The sequence below is a fragment of the Methylobacterium ajmalii genome, assembly GCF_036448855.1.
In the GTDB taxonomy this organism is placed as follows: Bacteria; Pseudomonadota; Alphaproteobacteria; order Rhizobiales; family Beijerinckiaceae; genus Methylobacterium; species Methylobacterium ajmalii.
The window spans coordinates 68285-85704 of the sequence record NZ_JAZFXT010000021.1 but is presented as its reverse complement, the minus strand read 5'-3'; the positions used below and the strand labels follow the sequence as shown (position 1 = coordinate 85704).

General features: G+C 71.8%; 17 protein-coding genes. 3 read left to right on the top strand and 14 right to left on the bottom strand.

Going from position 1 to position 17420, the window contains the following annotated elements; all coding sequences use genetic code 11:
- Positions 1-34 precede the first annotated feature (34 nt).
- From V3T34_RS08065 to V3T34_RS08005, 13 genes are all read right to left on the bottom strand, one after another.
- Positions 35-1219: an L-dopachrome tautomerase-related protein gene (locus V3T34_RS08065; RefSeq protein WP_305076591.1), complete on the bottom strand. Its 1185-nt coding sequence runs from the start codon at positions 1217-1219 to the stop codon at positions 35-37.
- A gap of 76 nt (positions 1220-1295) precedes the next feature.
- On the bottom strand, positions 1296-2624 hold the full coding sequence (locus V3T34_RS08060; protein WP_305076590.1) for an LLM class flavin-dependent oxidoreductase: 1329 nt from the start codon (positions 2622-2624) through the stop codon (positions 1296-1298).
- A gap of 80 nt (positions 2625-2704) precedes the next feature.
- Entirely contained in the window at positions 2705-3940 is a 1236-nt protein-coding gene (metB, locus tag V3T34_RS08055) for a cystathionine gamma-synthase (RefSeq protein WP_407942683.1), read from the bottom strand.
- 152 nt (positions 3941-4092) lie between these two features.
- Positions 4093-4941, bottom strand: coding sequence for an NADPH-dependent oxidoreductase (locus V3T34_RS08050; RefSeq protein ID WP_305076589.1), 849 nt, complete (start codon positions 4939-4941; stop codon positions 4093-4095).
- A gap of 35 nt (positions 4942-4976) precedes the next feature.
- The gene (locus tag V3T34_RS08045) at positions 4977-5921 is read right to left on the bottom strand and encodes a type II secretion system F family protein (RefSeq protein ID WP_305076678.1); all 945 of its coding nucleotides are present in this window, start codon (positions 5919-5921) and stop codon (positions 4977-4979) included.
- Positions 5922-6024: 103 nt separating this feature from the next.
- Positions 6025-6993, bottom strand: coding sequence for a type II secretion system F family protein (locus V3T34_RS08040; RefSeq protein WP_060850165.1), 969 nt, complete (start codon positions 6991-6993; stop codon positions 6025-6027).
- 61 nt (positions 6994-7054) lie between these two features.
- Positions 7055-8515, bottom strand: coding sequence for a CpaF family protein (locus V3T34_RS08035; protein WP_060850166.1), 1461 nt, complete (start codon positions 8513-8515; stop codon positions 7055-7057).
- 149 nt (positions 8516-8664) lie between these two features.
- Positions 8665-9909: an AAA family ATPase gene (locus tag V3T34_RS08030; protein ID WP_060850167.1), complete on the bottom strand. Its 1245-nt coding sequence runs from the start codon at positions 9907-9909 to the stop codon at positions 8665-8667.
- A gap of 147 nt (positions 9910-10056) precedes the next feature.
- Entirely contained in the window at positions 10057-10776 is a 720-nt protein-coding gene (locus tag V3T34_RS08025) for a CpaD family pilus assembly protein (RefSeq protein ID WP_060850168.1), read from the bottom strand.
- Between the two features lie 110 nt (positions 10777-10886).
- Positions 10887-12389, bottom strand: coding sequence for a type II and III secretion system protein family protein (locus V3T34_RS08020; protein WP_091887321.1), 1503 nt, complete (start codon positions 12387-12389; stop codon positions 10887-10889).
- A gap of 59 nt (positions 12390-12448) precedes the next feature.
- Positions 12449-13261 carry a Flp pilus assembly protein CpaB gene (gene cpaB, locus V3T34_RS08015; RefSeq protein ID WP_091887319.1) on the bottom strand — a complete coding sequence of 271 codons (813 nt, stop codon included), beginning with the start codon at positions 13259-13261 and terminating at the stop codon, positions 12449-12451.
- Between the two features lie 238 nt (positions 13262-13499).
- A complete protein-coding gene (locus V3T34_RS08010) occupies positions 13500-14006 on the bottom strand; it encodes an A24 family peptidase (RefSeq protein WP_305076588.1) in 507 nt (168 codons plus the stop codon).
- 247 nt (positions 14007-14253) lie between these two features.
- Positions 14254-14418 carry a Flp family type IVb pilin gene (locus V3T34_RS08005; RefSeq protein ID WP_060850171.1) on the bottom strand — a complete coding sequence of 55 codons (165 nt, stop codon included), beginning with the start codon at positions 14416-14418 and terminating at the stop codon, positions 14254-14256.
- Positions 14419-14685: 267 nt separating this feature from the next.
- Between V3T34_RS08005 and V3T34_RS08000 the strand changes: the two genes are divergently transcribed.
- The 3 genes from V3T34_RS08000 to V3T34_RS07990 all read left to right on the top strand — a co-directional run bounded on the left by V3T34_RS08000 (position 14686) and on the right by V3T34_RS07990 (position 16577).
- Complete coding sequence (locus tag V3T34_RS08000; RefSeq protein ID WP_082742895.1) at positions 14686-15189, top strand: pilus assembly protein N-terminal domain-containing protein; 504 nt, start codon at positions 14686-14688, stop codon at positions 15187-15189.
- 84 nt (positions 15190-15273) lie between these two features.
- Positions 15274-15906 (top strand): TadE/TadG family type IV pilus assembly protein, encoded by a 633-nt coding sequence (locus tag V3T34_RS07995; protein ID WP_082742896.1) that lies wholly within the window; start codon positions 15274-15276, stop codon positions 15904-15906.
- Complete coding sequence (locus V3T34_RS07990) at positions 15903-16577, top strand: TadE/TadG family type IV pilus assembly protein (protein WP_305076587.1); 675 nt, start codon at positions 15903-15905, stop codon at positions 16575-16577. Before V3T34_RS07995 ends, V3T34_RS07990 begins: the two co-directional genes overlap by 4 nt.
- A 34-nt stretch (positions 16578-16611) precedes the next feature.
- On the opposite strand, the gene V3T34_RS07985 is transcribed toward V3T34_RS07990, so the two are convergent.
- Entirely contained in the window at positions 16612-17142 is a 531-nt protein-coding gene (locus V3T34_RS07985; RefSeq protein ID WP_091887310.1) for a retropepsin-like aspartic protease family protein, read from the bottom strand.
- Positions 17143-17420 lie beyond the last annotated feature (278 nt).

Here is a 17420-nt window from a genome sequence, read left to right as displayed (position 1 = left end):
GAGGCGCGCGGGATGCCGGAGCCCCCCGCTCCCGTCACCGCACCGGCGCGGCCCCCGCCGGTGCCGCCGCCCCGGTGCGGATCGCCCACAATTCGGTCGGCAGGCTGATCGGTGCGCCGGGCTTGTAGTCGGCCGAATCCTGGATGTGCGAGGTCGTGACGTAGATCGTGCCGTCCGGTCCCTCGCCGAAGGTGTCGGGCCAGCGCAGCTGCGGATCCTGGACCAGGGTGGTCAGACCGGCGCCGTTATTGGCGAGGTCGCGGACCTTCACGGCGTTGTCCTGGGGCGAGGTGACGTACATCCGCCCGTCCTTGCGGCCGATCAGCAGGCCGTCCGCCGGCCCGTTCTCGCCGACCGTGACGATCTTGGCGCCCAGCGTCCGGTCGGTGAGCATCTCGGGCACCACCGTGGCCGTCGCCCAGCCGATCAGGGCGTCCGTCGGCAGGCTGTAGAGCGTCTTGCCCTTGATCGCCTGCCAGTAGAGCGTCCTGCCGTCGGGCGAGAGCGCGATGCCGTCGGCGGAGAAGTCGACGCCGCGGCCGTCCGGGCGGCGCAGGGGCTGGCCGTCGGCCGTCACGGTCACGCCCTTGTCCGGCATGGTCGAGGGGTGGCCCGATAGCACCCGCCGGGCCGAGCCGCTGTCGAGGTCGACGACGACCAAGGCACCCTCGGCGCCGGAATCGGTGAGGTAGGCGGTCTTGCCGTCGGGCGAGATCCGGACGTCGTTGAGGTAGGAGGCCTGCAGGATGGTGGGCGCGTCGAACGGGATCGTCTTGATCACCTGGTTGGTCTTGAGGTCGATGCCGACGAGCTTCGGTCCGTCCTTGACCACCGCGCCCATCGCGGGCGCGCCGGCATCCACCACCCAGAGCCGGTCCTGGGCATCCGCCACCACGCTCTGCACGCAGACGAAATGGGTCTTCGGGTCGATCTCGTCCTTCTTGGCGTTGCGCCAGGAATTCCAGCCGGCATCCGGGTAGGGCACCGGCTTGCCGTCCTTGAGCTCCGCCACCGAGACCGGGGCGTCCTCGCTCCAGCGCGGGAAGTTGACGAAGATCCGCCCGTCCCGGGCGACCGTGACGCCGGTGACCTGGTGGTCGAAGCTCGCGACCTTTTCGAGGCGGGGAGAGGCGCCCTGCTGCGCGAGCGCCGGGGCCGGCGCGGCGCCGGCGAGGAGAAGGCAGGCGAGCGCGAGGCGGGCGCCGTGGTGATGCGTCATGGGGAAAACTCTCGGTCCGGGCACGCGCCCGGACGGAGAACGCAACGGCACCTGGCAAAGGTCCCTGGGAGTATCCTTAGCGGGCCGGCCCGTAACCGCCGGGCGGGCGCGAGCCGAGATGGGAGCGCAGGGTGGTCCCCTCGTACTCGGTGCGAAAGAGGCCGCGCCGGCGCAGCTCGGGCAGGACGAGTTCGATGAAGTCGTCGAGACCGCCCGGCAGGGTCGGCGGCATGATGTTGAAGCCGTCCGCACCCCCGGCCCGGAACCGCGCCTCCATCTCGTCGACGATCTGGGCCGGCGTGCCGACGATCTGCGAGTGGCCTCGCGCCCCGGCGATGCGCAGGTAGAGCCTGCGCAGGCTCAAGCCCTCGCGGCGGGCGAGGTCCAGCATCAGCCGCTGGCGCGACTTGAGCCCTTCGCTCTCCGGCAGTTCCGGCACCGGCCCGTCGGGATCGTGCCCCGAGAGGTCGTGGCCGACCATGCGGCTGAGCAGCGCCAGCCCCACCACCGGGTCGATCAGCGCCTGCAACTCCTCGAACTTGTCGCGCGCCTCCGATTCGGTGCGGCCGACGACGGGAAACAGCCCCGGCATCACCTTGAGGTCGTCGGGCTGGCGGCCGAACCGGGCCATCCGTCCCTTGAGGTCGCGGGCGAAATCCACCGCCTCCTCGAGGGTCTGGCTGGCCGTGAACACGATCTCGGCGGTGCGCGCCGCCAGGTCCTTGCCCGGCCCCGACGAGCCGGCCTGGACCAGCACCGGCTGGCCTTGCGGCGTGCGCGACAGGTTGAGGGGGCCGCGGACCTCGAAATGCTTGCCCTTGTGGTCGAGGGGCCGGAACCCGTCGGGCTTCGAGAACTGGCCCGACGCCTTGTCGATCACCACAGCGTCGTCGTCCCAGGTGTTCCAGAGACCCAGGACCACGTCGACGAACTCCTCCGCCCGCTCGTAGCGGTCGGCGTGGCGGGCGATCGTGTCGTTGCCGAAATTCGCCGCCTCGAGGTCGGTGGCGGAGGTCACGAGGTTCCAGCCGGCCCGGCCGCCGCTGAGGTGGTCGAGGGAGGCGAAGCGGCGGGCGACGTTGTAGGGCTCGTTGAAGCTCGTCGAGGTGGTGGCGACGAGGCCGATCCGGCTGGTGACGGCGGCCAGCGCCGACAGCAGGGTGACGGGCTCGAAATGCGTCGAGCGGGCGGTGCGCTCGCTGGAGCGCAGGTCGGCGTCGCGGATGCCGGTGCCGTCCTCGAGGAAGATCAGGTCGAACTTGGCGGCCTCGGCGCGCTTGGCCCAGCCGACGTAGCGCTCGAGGGTGATGCCGCCATCGGCCTCGCTCGACGGGTGGCGCCACCCGGCGACGTGGTGGCCGGTGGCGTAGAAGAAGGCGCCGAGGCGCATCGTCGCTGTCGTCATCGCGTCCTCGCTCGACGGTCATCCGGGCCTGCCCTCGGCGCCGGCCCGATCGGATCTAGGGCACGGGCGCCGCGCGGCTGTCAGCCCTTCGCGACGATGTCGAGGGCCTGCGCCAAATCGGCCAGCAGGTCGGTCTCCGCCTCCAGGCCGACCGAGAGCCGCACCAGCCCGTCGCCGACGCCCGCCCGCTCGCGGGCCTCGGGGTCCATCGCGGCGTGGGTCATAGTCACCGGGTGGGCGATCAGGCTCTCGACCCCGCCGAGGGATTCCGCCAGGCTGAAGATCGTGAGCGCCCCGACGAGCCGGCGCACCGCCTCGCGCCCGCCCGCGAGTTCGGCGCTCAGCATCGCCCCGAACCCCGCCTGCTGCGCACGGGCGAGGGCGTGGCCCGGATGGGCGGGCAGGCCCGGATAGTGGACGCGGGCCACCGCCGGATGACGGTCGAGGAAGGTCGCGACCGCGGCGGCGTTGCGCTCCTGGCGCTCGATGCGGGCAAACAGCGTGCGCACGCCGCGCAGGGTGAGGTAGGCGTCGAAGGGCGAGCCGGTGACCCCGACGGTGTTGGCCCAGGCGGCGAGCTCGTCGCCCAGCGCCGCGTCCGCGGCGATCACCGCGCCGCCGATCACGTCGGAATGGCCGTTGAGGAACTTGGTGGTCGAGTGGACGACGAGGTCGGCCCCGAGGGAGAGCGGCCGCTGCAGGGCCGGCGACAGGAAGGTGTTGTCGACGACGAACAGGGCGCCGGCCGCCTTGGCGAGCGCCGCGACCCGGCGGATGTCGGTGATCCGCATCAGGGGGTTGCTCGGCGTCTCGGTGAGCACGATCCGGGCGCCCTCGGCGAGGGCGGCCGCGAGCGCCGCCTCGTCGCCCTGGTCGACGAAGGCGACCCGGTAATGGCCGCGGGCCGCGCGCATCGACAGCAGCCGGTGGGTGCCGCCGTAACAATCGTGCGGCGCCACCAGGAGGTCGCCGGGGCGCAGCGGCGACAGGGCGAGGTCGAGGGCCGCCATGCCGCTCGACACCACGACGGCGCGGGCGCCGCCCTCGAGCTTGGCCAGGGTGTCGGCGAGCTGGTCGCGGGTCGGGTTGCCGAGGCGGGCGTAATCGTAGGCCCGCGGCTGCTCGAACTCGGCGAAGGTGTAGGTTGTCGAGAGGTAGAGCGGCGGCGTCACCGCGCCGAAGGCGGTGTCCGTGCCGATCCCGTTCGCGGCGGCGATCGTCTCCGCCCGCCGCTGCTCGCGCACCACGCTCTCGTCCGACACGTCGCTCTCCCGTTCCAGCCCGCGGGACCGGTCCCGCGCATCGCCTTGGCCCATGCGGGACGTTGTCCCGCTCCACCTTGGCCGATGCGGGACCTTGTCCCGCTCCGTCCTGGACCATGCAGCGTCCGGTTCCGCCCGTCGTTCTGTATGACGAACGAAACGGGCGATCAACGGGATATCGTTCTGTGCGGCGTACGGCGCAGGCTTTATTTCAGGCCGAAGCCCCGCCGCTCCAGGATCTCCCGCAGCCGGTCGCGGCCGCTCAGGGAGCCGGGGCCCCGCACCCGGTCGAGGGCGGCATCGCTCCAGCCGGCCTGCGGCATCCCCTGGCCGGCCTGGAAGTCGCGCATCGCCGCGTCGTAGGCGGCCACCGCCCGGCCGGCCTGCGCGGGCTCGTAGCGGCTGCGATGCAGCACCACGTCCTGCGGCAGGCGCGGCTTCACCGCTGCCGGCCGGGCCGGGTCGGGATGGCCGACGCAGAGGCCGAACACCGCCAGCACGTTCGGCGGCAGGCCGAGTAGCTCGGCCACCGCCTCGGGGTCGTTGCGCAGCGCCCCGATATAGACCGTGCCGAGGCCGAGGGATTCGAGCGCCACCGTCGCGTTCTGGGCGGCGAGCGCGGCGTCGACCACGCCGACCATCAGCATCTCGAGGTAGTCGAGCCCGTCGGTCGCCTTGGCGCGGTCGCGCCCGAGCGCCTCGAGGCGCGAGAGGTCGGCGAGCCAGACCAGAACCAGGGGCGCCTCGGCGACGTGGCGCTGCCCGCGCGCCACCTCGGACAGGCGCGTCTTGGCGGCCGGGTCCTCGACCGCGACGACGCTCCAGGTCTGGAGGTTGGAGGAGGAGGCGGCCGATTGCGCGGCGGCGACCAGCGTCTCCAGGGTGCCGGCGGGCAGGGGATCGGGCCGGAACGCCCGCACGGTGCGGTGGGCGAGGAGCCCCGCGACCGTGGCGTTCCAGGCCACGTCGAGGGCCGGATCGGCGCCGTAGCGCGCCCGGAGGGCGGCCGCCTGGGCCTGCAGCGTCGCGGCGGCGTGGTGGTCGGTCTCGCTCATCCGGTTCCCGTTTCCCGTCGGTCCTGGCCTGCGGCTTACTTCATGCTGAAGACCTGCACCATGGCGGGGGTGAGGATCACCACGAACAGCACCGGCAGGAAGAACAGGATCATCGGCACGGTGAGCTTGGGCGGCAGGGCGGCGGCCTTCTTCTCGGCCTCGTTCATGCGCTGGTCGCGGCTCTCCTGGGACAGCACCCGCAGCGCCTGGCCGACCGGGGTGCCGTAGCGCTCGGCCTGGATCAGCGCGGTGGTGATGTTCTTCACCGATTCGAGGCCGGTGCGCAGGGCGAGGTTCTCGTAGGCCATGCGCCGGTCGGAGAGGTAGGACAGCTCGGCGGTGGTGAGCGCCATCTCCTCGGCGAGCGTCATCGACTGGTTGGCGATCTCGACGCCGACGCGCCGGAACGCCCCCTCGATCGCCATGCCGGACTCGACACAGATCAGCAGCAGGTCGAGGGCGTCCGGCCAGTTGCGGGTGATCTCGGCCTGGCGCTTGGCGGTCTTGTTGCGCAGGAACAGCTCCGGCGCCTTGATGCCGAGATAGAGCGCCACGACCACGATGCCGAAGCGCACCAGCACCGGCTGGTCGAGCACCTCGAGCACGAACAGGTAGAACACCGCCACGAAGAAGAACGCGATCGGCGTCACCAGGCGGAAGAACAGGAACGCCACCTCGGCCTGCGGGCCGCGGTAGCCCGCCATGGTCAGGCTGTTCTTGGCGTTCTCGGCGCCGAGCCAGTCGCCCAGATGCAGGCGCTCGACGACCCGCTTCATGTAGGCCTTGGGCTCCTGGCGCAGGGACGCCTTCTGGTTCAGCCGCTCGCGCTCGCGCAGGCGGATGCGGTCGCGCTCCTTGCCGACGCTCTTCATGCGCCCGGCGAGCCGGTCGGGCTCGATGAGCGGTTGGACCAGGGTGAAGACCGTGGCCGCCGCCGCCACCGCGGCGAGGAGCGCGCCGGCGAAGTGGGGGTTGATCATCTGGGACAGGAACTGCACGCGCCGTCTCCCGGGAGCGGTGGCGCCGGCCGCGCGGGGGCCGGGCGAGGAACGGGGCGGCGGGGCCGCGAGGACCCCGGCGCCGTCAGATGTCGAAGCGGATCATCCGGCTCATCACCACCACGCCGAGGATCATCCACAGGGCCGAGCCGACCAGGGCGACGTGACCGATCGAGGTGGTCCAGAGCAGCGAGATGTAGTCGGGGCTGGTGAGGTAGGCGAGCGAGGCGACGACGAAGGGCAGGGAGGCGATGATCGCCGCGGAAGCCTTGGCCTCCATGCTCATCGCCTTGACCTTCTCGGCCATCTTGCGCCGGTCGCGCAGCACCTTCGACAGGTTCCCGAGCGCCTCGGAGAGGTTGCCGCCCGACTTCTGCTGGATGCCGACCACGATGGCGAAGAAGTTCGCCTCCGACACCGGCATGCGCTCGTAGAGCCGCGCGACGGCCTCGGTGAGCGAGATGCCGAGGGCCTGGGCCTCGATCATCGCCTTGAACTCGCTCTTGACCGGCTCCTGCGCCTCCCGGGCGATGATGCGCAGGCAGTCGCCGACCGGCAGGCCCGAGCGGATGCCGCGCACGATCACGTCCATGGCGTTGGGCAGTTCGAGGATGAAGCGGGCCATCCGGCGCTTGCGCAGGTAGCTCAGGACCCAGCGCGGCAGGCCGAACCCCGCCGCGAAGGCCATCCCGAGCGCGATGAGCGGATCGCCGCCGAACAGGAAGCCGAACGCGCCGACGACGGCGCCGGCGATCGCGCTGAAGACGTAGAACTGGCGCGTGCCGATCGCGAGGCCCGCCTGGGTCAGCCGCATCTCGAGGCTGATCCGGGACTTCTTCTCCTTGTCCTCGATCTCCTTGAGGCTCTTGGCGACCTGCTCGCGGCGGCTGACCGCCTGGACCCGCTCGACGACCCGGCGTTGGCCGACCAGCGCCTGCTGGCGCTTGGCCGCCCGCGCTTCGCCGGGCAGCAGCGGCACCACCACGGCGGAGGCGATGCAGACCGCGCAGACCACGAGCAGGCCCGCCCCGAGGGTGCTGTCGATCGCGATCACGGGCGGGCTCCGGCGCCCGGACGTGGGCCGGGGGGCGTGCGGGTTCGCATGGAGGCGGTCGTCATGCCGTCTCCTCCACGCGGACCTCTGCGGCGTCGAGGGCGGCGGCGAGCGCCCGGTCCTCGCCATAGTAGCGCGCCCGTTCCCAGAACCGCGGCCGGCCGACCCCGGTCGAGCGGTGGCGACCGATCAGCTTGCCGTTCGGATCCTCGCCGACCACGTCGTAGACAAACAGGTCCTGGGTGGTGATGACGTCGCCCTCCATCCCCATCACCTCGGTGATGTGGGTGATGCGCCGCGAGCCGTCGCGCAGGCGCGCGGCCTGGACCACGACGTCGATCGAGCCGGCGATCATCTCGCGCAGGGTCTTCGAGGGCAGGCTGAAGCCGCCCATCGCGATCATCGATTCGATACGCGCCAGGCACTCGCGCGGCGAGTTGGCGTGCAGCGTTCCCATCGAGCCGTCGTGGCCGGTGTTCATCGCCTGGAGGAGATCGAAGGCCTCCGGGCCGCGGACCTCGCCGACGATGATCCGCTCGGGCCGCATGCGCAGGCAGTTCTTGATCAGGTCGCGCATCGTGACCTGGCCCTGGCCCTCGAGGTTGGGCGGCCGCGTCTCCAGGCGCACGACGTGCGGCTGCTGCAACTGCAGCTCGGCCGCGTCCTCGCAGGTGATGACGCGCTCGTCGTCGTCGATGTAGCGGGTGAGGCAGTTGAGCAGCGTGGTCTTGCCCGAGCCGGTGCCGCCCGACACCACCACGTTGCAGCGCACCCGCCCGATGATCTGCAGGATCTTGGCACCCTCGGGCGAGATCGAGCCGAAGCGGGTGAGCTGGTCGAGGGTGAGCTTGTCCTTCTTGAACTTGCGGATGGTGAGCGCCGGTCCGTCGATGGCGAGCGGCGGGGCGATCACGTTGACGCGCGAGCCGTCGGGCAGGCGCGCGTCGCAGATCGGGGAGGCCTCGTCGACCCGGCGTCCGACCTGGCTGACGATCCGCTGGCAGATGTTCATCAACTGCTGGTTGTCGCGGAAGCGGACGTTGGTCAGCTGGATCTTGCCGCCGACCTCGATGTAGGTCCGGTTGGCGCCGTTGACCATCACGTCAGCGATGTCGTCGCGGGCGAGCAGCGGCTCGAGCGGGCCGTAGCCGAGCACGTCGTTGCAGATGTCGTCGAGCAGCTCTTCCTGCTCGGCGATCGACATCACGACGTTCTTGAGGCCGATGATCTCGATGACAATGTCGCGGATCTCCTCGCGCGCCGCATCCGGCTCGAGGCGGGCGAGCTGGGTGAGGTCGATCGCCTCGATCAGCGCGCCGAAGATCATGCTCTTCGTGCGGTAGTAGTCGTCCGAGCGGGCGGTCTCGACCGGGACGGCGATCTCGCGGGGCGGGGCCTCGGCCCGCCGGCCGTCCTGGAAGACCGGCGCGATCGGCTCCGGCGAGACCGGCACCGGTGCGGGGCCGGCCGGGCGCGGGGCCGGACTCTTCTGCGCCGTCGCTCCGGGTCTCCTGCCGAACATGGGATCAGCGGCCTTCTCGAGAAAACGGGCCCCGTCGCGCGGCGCTCCGCCGACGGGGGATTCAGGGACGAGGGGACCCGGGGCGGCGGAACGGGGTGGACCCGTCGCGGTTTCGCGGGAGCGGCGCCCTCACGCCGCGGCCCGCCCGATCACGACGCCTTGCGGCGGGCGAGCCGGGCAAGCAGCGGCTCGAGAAGGTTCGCCCGGCCGCGGCGCGTCTCGGCGCGGCCGGTCAGGCTGCCGGCGAGCTCGGTCAGGATCTCGGTGACCTTGGACCCGGCCTGCACCTCGGCCAGCATCTGGCCGTTGTTGGCGGCGGTGCCGAACAGGGCGGGGTCGAACGGCACCGCGGCGGCGACCGGCGCGTCGAGGGCCTTGGCGAATTCCGTGGTGGCGATCTCCGGGCGCTTGGGCATCCCGACGCCGTTGAGGACGAGGCGGGGCATCCGGTCGTGCGGGCGGGCGCTCTTCAGGACCTCGAACAGGTTGCGGGCATTGCGCAGGGAGGCGAGGTCGGGGGCGGCCACGACCACGATCTCGTCGGCGCCGATCAGCATGCGGCGGCACCAGGACGACCAGGTGTGGGGCACGTCGAGCACGATGCAGGGCACGCTCGCCCGCAGCACGTCGATCACGCCGTCGAACGATCCCTCGGCGAAATCGGTCGGACGGTCGAGGGTCGCCGGGGCGGCGAGAAGGCTGAGCTTGTCGGTGCACTTCGACAGCAGCCGGTCGACGAAGTTCGCATCCACCCGTTCGGGCGCGAACACCGCCTCGGCCACGCCCTGCGGCGGATCCTGGTTGAAGTTGAGGCCGGCGGTGCCGAAGGCCACGTCGAGGTCGGCGATGACGGTGGCGGTGCCGAAGTCGCGGGCCACCGACCAGGCGATGTTGTGGGCGAGCGTCGAGGCGCCGACGCCGCCCTTGGCTCCGACCACCGCGATCGTCCGGCCGAGGGGCTCGGCCGCGGGGTCGCAGAACAGGTCCGAGATCGCCGCGATCACCGCGACCGGGTCGATCGGCGCGATCAGGTACTCGCTGACGCCCCGGCGGATGAACTCGCGGTAGAGCACGACGTCGTTGACGTGGCCGACCACCACCACCTTGGTGCCGGCGTCGCAGACCTCGGCCAGGCCGTCGAGTGCGGCGAGCGGGCTGCCCTTGGCGGCGCCGATCTCCACGATGATGACGTTCGGGGTCGGGGCGTTGCGGAAGGCCTCGACGGCGGCGGGCGCGCCGCCCATCTGGACGCGGGCATGGGCCTTCTGCATCCGCCGGTCGGCGGCGGCGGCCTCGATCACCGCGGCGACGTCCGGGCTCTCGCAGAAGGCCTGGACGGTGATGCGGGGAACCGGGGCGATGACCCGGTCGGTCGGCGAGGTCGCATCAGACATGACGGGGCGCCTGCGGGACGGGGGCCGGTCGCCGGGCCCGCATCGGAGCCGGCCGGGGCCGGGAGGAGGAGGGTCGGGAGCGGATCCGGGTGGCGCCGGCGCGTCTCGCCGCGGGCGCGGCCGCGTCTGTCGTCCGGCGCGTCGTCATCACTGGTTCACCTGGTTCTTCACGCTCGCGCGGCCATCCTGCTTCCAACTGGTTGATGGATCCTTTCCGGTGCGCAGGTCGGTGAGGTTCTGGGTCCGGATCGCCGTGTCGATCCGGCCCTCCTGGCGGCCGCGCACGAGGTCGACGGGATCGGCGATCTGGCTCGCGACGTTCGACTGCATGGCGCAGCCGAGGTTCCAGTACGGCTCGTTGCGGGTGTTGAAGCCGGCATTCGACGAGCCGAGATCCTGCGGCCACAGCCCGCAGGCGCCCGCGACCTTGGCCTGCATGCGCTGGAAGCTCAGGCGCACCGGGGCGCTGACCGCGACGTTGGCGACCGGATAGGGCGCGACCACGATCTCCCGCACGGCGACGCCGCGCTCCAGCGCCCGGGCGCGCACCCGCTGCAGGGTGCGCTCCACCGCGACGCCCGAGACCTGCGAGCCGCGCGGCACCTCGAACACCAGGACCCCGCGCCCGTAGCGGCGGTACTCGGTGAGGAAGCCATCGACGTCGTCGGCCTGGCGCGGGTCGATGTGGCCCGTCCCGGTCACGAACACGTCGAGGTTGCGCGACGAATCCGCCAGCACGATCGGGTGCCGCTCGGGGACCGTCATCGGGTAGGTCGAGCCGGTGGTCAGCGGCGGGCGGGTGCTGGTGCACGCCGCGAGGCCGGCCGTGGCGGCGAGGAGCGTCAGGCGGAAGGCGATGCGGATCATGGGGGCGTATGCCTCGACGGGCCAAGTCGTGATGGCTGAGGTCGTGATGGCTGAGGTCTCGATCGGTGAGGTCTCGACCGGTGAAGGCTCGGCGGAGGCTCGGGGGCGGGTCAGTCCGTGATGAAGCCGACCCGGCCGCGGTAGCGGGCGCCCAGCGGCGCGGCGCCGACCACGCCGTAGAGGCGGTTGAAGCGGCCGAGCAGGACCGACTGGCTGTCGCTGACCTCGGTGAAGCCGTCGTCGGGCTTCTTGACCTGGCCAGGATCCATCGGCTTGGCGATGAAGGGGGTCACCATGATCATCAGCTCCGTCTCCTGGCGCTGGTAGTCGCGGGAGCGGAACAGGGCACCGAGGACCGGCAGGTTGAGCATGCCCGGCAGGCCGCTGATCGCCTGGCGGTTGCGCTGCTGGATCAGGCCGGCGATCATCATCGTGCCGCCGGAGGGCAGCTCGATCGTCGTCTCGGACTTGCGCACCGTGAGGCCCGGCACCGAGATCGTGTTGTTGCCGTTCGAGACCGGGATCGCCGCCTGGGGGTCGATCTCGGTGACGTTGGTGCCGACCCGGATCGAGATCCGGTTCTCCGACTGCACCACCGGGGTGAAGTTGAGCGCGACGCCGTAGGGCTTGTACTCGATGCCGACCGAGCAGTTCGACGAGTTCGAGGCGAGCACCGCCGAGCAGCTCTGGCTCGTCGGCACCGGGATCTCGCCGCCGGCGGTGAAGTTCGCCGCCTCGCCGGAGATCGCCGTCAGGGTCGGCTCGGCCAGCACCCGAGACACGCCGGCCTGCTCGAAGGCGCGAAGGGTGGCCTGCAGCGAGAACCCGCCGGCCTTGATCGAGCCCGAGATGTCGTTGCCGGCCGGGTAGGAGCCGCCGGTCAGCGGGAACGGCACGCCGTTCACGAAGTTCATCGCGCTCCAGTTGGCGTTCAGGTTGACGCCGAACTGCTTGAGCACCTGGCGCGACACCTCGACCACGGTGACGCGCAGCATCACCTGGTCCTTGCCGCGGATCGTCAGGTTGTTGATCACCGCGCCGCGGGCGCCGACCGCCGCCCCGCCGACGCCCACGAAGGCGTTGGCGATGTCGATGGCCTGCTGGGCCTCGCCGGCGGAGGCGACCGTGCCGGTGAGCAGCACCGAATCGCCCGCCGGGCGCACATCGAGCCGCGCGCCGGGGAGGCTGGTGGCGAGCGTCTGGCGCAGGACGTTGAGGTCGCGCCCGACCGTGACGTCGAGGGCGGCGATCTGGCGGCCCTCGCCGTCCATCACGAAGATCGAGGTGGCGCCGTTCTCGATCCCGATCACGAACACCTTGCGGGTCGAGCGTACGACCGCGTTCGCCACCTTGGGGTTGGCGACGAACACCTCCTTGGCGTCCCGCGGCAGGTCGATCACCAGCGAGCGGCCGATGGTCAGGTCGAGGCGGCGCGAGACGTCGGCCTCGTTGGCGCCGACATTCACCACCGGCGCGGGCGCGATGCCGCCGCGCATCCCGCCCTGGGCGAGGGCCGGGGCGGCGAGCGACGCCACGGCGCCGGCGACGAGGACGGCGCGCAGCGTGGCGGCCGCCGGGAGGATCTGGGACAGGCTGTTCCTGGACGGGTTCATGGGACGGGGACTCGCGGCGCGCAGGCCGGTCGCGCGGAATGGGCCGGGGGCGGGCGCGCTCATCGGCGGGGCATCTGCTTGGCGACGCCGTAGCGCACGACCGTGAGGCCGCCCTCGGCCGGCGGCTGCTCCGCCGTCGCCGGGGCGACCTGGCCGGCATCGGCGAGGCTGCGCAGGGTGAGGGAGAGCTGGCCGACCTTCTGGGCGAGGGTGATGGCCTCGGCCTGGGACGGGGTCAGCTCCAGGGTCGCGGTGTCGCCGGTGACGACCCGCTCGCCGTTGCGCTCCTGCACGGTCTGGCCGACCGCCAGGACCCGGATGTTGGTGAGGATCGTCTCGGCGGTCTGGACGTCGCCGCCGCCGGAGCGGGCCGCGTCCTCGTCGCGGGAGGTGCGCAGCACGTCGACCCGGTCGTTCGGCAGGATGAAGCCGCCGGCGGTGTTCGAGCCGCGGGCGTCGATCGAGATCGCGACGGCGCGCATGCCGGAGGGCAGGATCGCCGACAGGAACCCGCTGCCGTTGGCCTTGATCAGCTTCTCGCGCCGGATCGGCTCGCCGGACAGGAACGGGCTGCGCACGATCGAGCCCACCGTGTCCTCGAGGGCCGAGGGGGCGGCGGCGCGCTGCAGGAAGCCGTCGCCGGCGGCGCTCTTCGGCCAGGACTGCCAGCGCAGGTCCGGCATCTTCACGGTCTGCCCCATCGGCAGCTCGGCGGCGGCGACCAGCACCTCCACGGTCTCCATCGCGGGCGCCGGCGCGGCGACCGGCGCGACCTGCGGGGGCGGGGGCGGCTCGCGGCCGCTCATCATGACGAAGGCCCCGGCCCCGGTCACGACGGCGACGCTGATGAGAAGCAAGCGCGATGACTTCATGGGGCGCCAAACAGAGGAGACGGCAGGGGACGACGCGGTGCCGCCCCTGACCGGACTTCATCAGGCAATCCTCAAATTAAGGTTAACCGCCCTTAGGGTTAATGATCTTCGCCATGCCCGTGCGGCCGTTCGTGCCGGATGCGGGACAGGCCGACGCACCCCGCCCGACCGGGGCCGGGCGCGGTGCGCGACGGGATGGGAGAGGCGAAGGGAGCGTCGAAACGGGCCGGGCCGGCGCTCAGCCCGCCAGCGCGATGCGCCAGAGCGGCGCCGACGGGCAGGTGATCAGCGCGGAGGCCGAGAGGGCGACGCCGTAGGGCATGCCGACGCAGCGGTCGTGCAGGCGCAGCGCGAAGGGCCAGGCGATCACGAAGCCGGGGAGGGGCTGGCCGCGGACGTACAGGATGGCGAGGGCGAGCAGGCCACCGAGCAGCGAGAAGTTGACGACGTAGTCGAGCAGCGGCTCGAACCCGAGCCACAGCGCGGTCGCCGCGGCGAGCTTGGCGTCGCCGCCGCCGATCACCCCGAAGGCGAACAGCGCGAAGCCGACCGTCAGCACCAGCCCGAAGGTGCCGGCGTGCCAGGCGATCTCGGACCAGCCGAGCCCGGCCGTGGCGGCGAGCACCGCGAAAGCGGCGACGAGGATCAGGCTCACCCGGTTGGGAATCGTCATCGTGAGGACGTCGCTCATGGCCGCGTAGGCCATCAGGAACGGGAACACGACGAGGAGGCAGAGGCTGGCCATGCGGGCTCGCGGAAGACGTATCGACGAGCGCGGATCGACGGAAGACGCCTCGATACGCGCGGAATCGAGAAAGGCGGCATGTGACCCGACCGGTCTCCGTGGAGAGGTCGCGCGCCTTGCCGCCGTTTTGCAGGCCGTCCGGTCGCCGCAGGGACGACCCGGATCTGAACCCGCCTCGGGACGCGGCCTTTACGGCCGTGCCGCCGTCGCGCGCCGGCCCGCTGCGGCGGGCCGGCCCTGCGGAGGCTTACTTGAGGTTACCGGCGATCGAGTTGAACTGGGCTCCGAGGTTCTGGCCGACCGTGCGGGCCGCCACGATCACCGCCAGGGCGATCAGGGTCGCGATCAGGCCGTACTCGATCGCGGTCGCACCGGACTCGTCGCTGACGAAACGCTTCAGCTTGGTGATCATAACTCTTGTTCCCGCCTGGATGATCTCGGTTAGTCCACCGACAATCGACTGGCGCCGATCGGGACTGACGGCAAGTTAGGCCCGACTGCGTTGCAGTTGGGTTAAAGCGATCGTCGATCCTGGCGGTCCGGCGCGGAAATCGGCCCGTGGTTAACGGATGCCTGATCCGATGACGGGCCCTGCCGGAGCAGCTTAGCGATTTGTCAACCCTCCGGACGCTTCACTGGTGCGAGCCCGAGGATTCCCGCCCGAAAGACCGCCCTGCCGATGATCCCGCCCCGCCGCCCCAGCCTCCCGCGCGCCGCGAGCCTCCTCCTGGCCGCAGCCCTGCTGGGCCCCGCCGCCGCGCAGGGCAGCGACGGAGCGATCGTCACCGTGATGGTCGACAACGCCAAGGTGATCCGCCTGCCGGAGCGCACCGCGACGGTGATCGTCGGCAACCCGATCATCGCCGACGTGTCGTTGCAGCGGAACGGCATCGTGGTCCTCACCGGCAAGAGCTTCGGCAGCACCAACCTGATCGCCCTCGATTCGGCCGGCACGATGCTGGCCGAATCCGCCATCAGCGTACGGGCGGGCAGCCCGTCGGTGGTCACGGTGCAGCGCGGGCTCGAGCGCGAATCGTATTCTTGCACGCCGGCCTGCCAGCCGGCGATGCAGCTCGGCGACGCCCAGCGCTACTTCTCCGAGGTGAGCGGGCAGGCCGGCCAGCGCAACTCCCTGGCGACGGCGGGCGCAGCGGCCGCGGGCGCGGCGGCGGGGATGCGCTGACGTCTCGGGAATTGCCGTAACGGATCCGCAATCTCCGTCCGGCATCGAACGCCCCGAGGCCCAGCACCGGACACGAACCGCACCATGCCCTGTCGTCGCGCGCTGCATGACCCCGGATCGCCGGCCCTCCGGGGCGCGACCGGTCGGCGGGCGGCCGCGGTCCGGCGCTTCTCCGCCTGCCGCGACGGGGCGACCGCGGTCGAGTTCGGGCTGATCGCGATGCCGTTCCTCTGCCTCATCGCGGCGATCGTCGAGACCGCGCTCGCCTTCTTCGCCGGCCAGGTCCTCGACAACGCGGTGTCGAGCGCGGCGCGCCAGCTCTATACCGGCCAGTTCCAGGCCGCCCGCGCCGCAGATCCGCCGCCGCCGGCGGACAAGACGACCCAGCAGGTCGCACTCGACAAGTTCAAGGACGCGATCTGCAACGGCCGTGTCACGATCTTCGCCTGCAGCAACGTCAAGGTCGACGTGCTGATGATGCCGGACGGCGGCAGCTACACGCCGGCGAGCCCGATCGATTCCTCCACCAAGTCGTGGCGCACCACGCCCACCGCCTTCGGCACGCAGTACCAGGACCCGGCCTCGAACCGGATCGTGATCGTGCAGGCCGCGGTGGAGTTCCCGGTCTTCTTCAGCTTCCTCAACCCCAACACCCTGGCCAACGGCAAGCGCGTGCTCCAGAGCACCGTGGCGTTCCGCACGGAGCCCTTCCAATGAGCGAGCGGGCCTGCGGCGCGGCGGGCCCCACGGCCCGGGGACGGGGCGTCCTCGCGCGGTTCGGACGGGCGCGGGACGGGCTCGCGGCGGTCGAGTTCGCGATGGTGCTGCCGCTCCTGCTGCTGCTCTATCTCGGCACCACCGACGTCGCCGGCTACGTCAGCAACTTCCGCAAGGTCACGCTGGCGGCCCGCACGGTCGCCGACCTGGTCTCGCGCGAGGCCGGCGACATCCCGTCGGCCCAGTTCGCCACCATCGCCAGGGCCGGACGGGCGGTGCTCGCGCCCTTCGACGGCGCCGGCGCGCGGATCTCCGCCAAGGCGATCGGGGTGTACGACACCGGCGGCACGGCCCGGGTCTGCTCCTACGCGGTCGATGCCGGCAATGCCGGCGTGGCCCAGCCGACCGGCCCGACGACGGTGCCGCCGCCGGTGCCGGACGCGTTCAAGACCGTGGGCGCCCGCTACGTCGTGGTCGAGCTGACGATGACCTACAAGCCCCTGTTCGGGGCGACGCTCGCCAACCGGTTCAACCTCAGCACCATGACCGAGACGGTGGTCTGGCCGGTGCGCAACGGCAAGGTCTACAACGTCGCCGTCACCGCCTCGCCCGAGGTGGTGCTGCCGACCGTGACCGACATCCGCAACGGCGGCGCCTGTCCGGCCTCCTGATCGCGCGGGATCGGCCGTGCGGGGGGAGGGCCTCTCATCCCCGCAGGATCATGCGCCCGCCCGCGACCTCGAAGCCGCGCAGGCGGCGCAGGAACGACATGCCGAGCAGGCTCGTCTCGAGCCGGCCGCTCGGCAGCACCAGGGCCTCGACGTCGCGCACCGCGATGCCGCCGACCCGCATCTCGCGCACCCGCACCGGGGCCGCCGGCACGGTGCCGTTGGCGGTGCCGACCTTCGCGGTGAAGTCCCGCTCCGCGACCCGGAGGCCGATCCGGTCCGCATCCTCGCGGGTGAACACGCAGAGCGTCGCGCCGGTATCGACCAGCATGCGCAGCACGCGGCCCTCGACCTGGGGGTGGGCCCGGTAGTGCCCCGACAGGTCCTGGGCCAGGGTCACGCTCGCCTCCGTCCCGGGCGGGGCGGGCACGGGCGCGGCGGCGGAGGCCTGCGCGGCGGCGGGCGCCGGGCGGGACAGGCCGATCTTGGCGATGCGCTCGGTGAGGGACCCGCCGGTGAGGACGGCCCCGGCGAGCACGCCGAGAGCCCAGAGGATCGGGCGCGTCACGGATCGGACCTCCGGGTCATGGGGCGGGGCGCTGCCTAGAGCGACGCCGCGCAGGGTCGCGACGCAGCGGTTAAGGATTCATCCGGAACTTCGGGCGAAAACCGCGCCGTCCCCGGTCCGGGGTGGATTCTTGCCATCCTGGGCGATGTCTGCTAGGGGCTCCCCGCCCGCCGGACACCCTTGGAGGCCGGATCTCCCCTCGCGGGGACGGGCGTGGCGACGTCGGTTCACAGGGCCGTCCTCGAGGGGGCGGCCTTCGGCGTTTGAGCCATCCGCAA

Bases quoted from the DNA above. Each gene is read 5' to 3' on its own strand.
- V3T34_RS08065 (WP_305076591.1), bottom strand. From the start codon at position 1,219: ATGACGCATCACCACGGCGCCCGCCTCGCGCTCGCCTGCCTTCTCCTC.
- V3T34_RS08060 (WP_305076590.1), bottom strand. From the start codon at position 2,624: ATGACGACAGCGACGATGCGCCTCGGCGCCTTCTTCTACGCCACCGGC.
- metB (WP_407942683.1), bottom strand. From the start codon at position 3,940: ATGGGCCAAGGCGATGCGCGGGACCGGTCCCGCGGGCTGGAACGGGAG.
- V3T34_RS08050 (WP_305076589.1), bottom strand. From the start codon at position 4,941: ATGAGCGAGACCGACCACCACGCCGCCGCGACGCTGCAGGCCCAGGCG.
- V3T34_RS08045 (WP_305076678.1), bottom strand. From the start codon at position 5,921: ATGATCAACCCCCACTTCGCCGGCGCGCTCCTCGCCGCGGTGGCGGCG.
- V3T34_RS08035 (WP_060850166.1), bottom strand. From the start codon at position 8,515: ATGTTCGGCAGGAGACCCGGAGCGACGGCGCAGAAGAGTCCGGCCCCG.
- V3T34_RS08030 (WP_060850167.1), bottom strand. From the start codon at position 9,909: ATGTCTGATGCGACCTCGCCGACCGACCGGGTCATCGCCCCGGTTCCC.
- V3T34_RS08025 (WP_060850168.1), bottom strand. From the start codon at position 10,776: ATGATCCGCATCGCCTTCCGCCTGACGCTCCTCGCCGCCACGGCCGGC.
- V3T34_RS08020 (WP_091887321.1), bottom strand. From the start codon at position 12,389: ATGAACCCGTCCAGGAACAGCCTGTCCCAGATCCTCCCGGCGGCCGCC.
- cpaB (WP_091887319.1), bottom strand. From the start codon at position 13,261: ATGAAGTCATCGCGCTTGCTTCTCATCAGCGTCGCCGTCGTGACCGGG.
- V3T34_RS08010 (WP_305076588.1), bottom strand. From the start codon at position 14,006: ATGGCCAGCCTCTGCCTCCTCGTCGTGTTCCCGTTCCTGATGGCCTAC.
- V3T34_RS08005 (WP_060850171.1), bottom strand. From the start codon at position 14,418: ATGATCACCAAGCTGAAGCGTTTCGTCAGCGACGAGTCCGGTGCGACC.
- V3T34_RS08000 (WP_082742895.1), top strand. From the start codon at position 14,686: ATGATCCCGCCCCGCCGCCCCAGCCTCCCGCGCGCCGCGAGCCTCCTC.
- V3T34_RS07995 (WP_082742896.1), top strand. From the start codon at position 15,274: ATGCCCTGTCGTCGCGCGCTGCATGACCCCGGATCGCCGGCCCTCCGG.
- V3T34_RS07990 (WP_305076587.1), top strand. From the start codon at position 15,903: ATGAGCGAGCGGGCCTGCGGCGCGGCGGGCCCCACGGCCCGGGGACGG.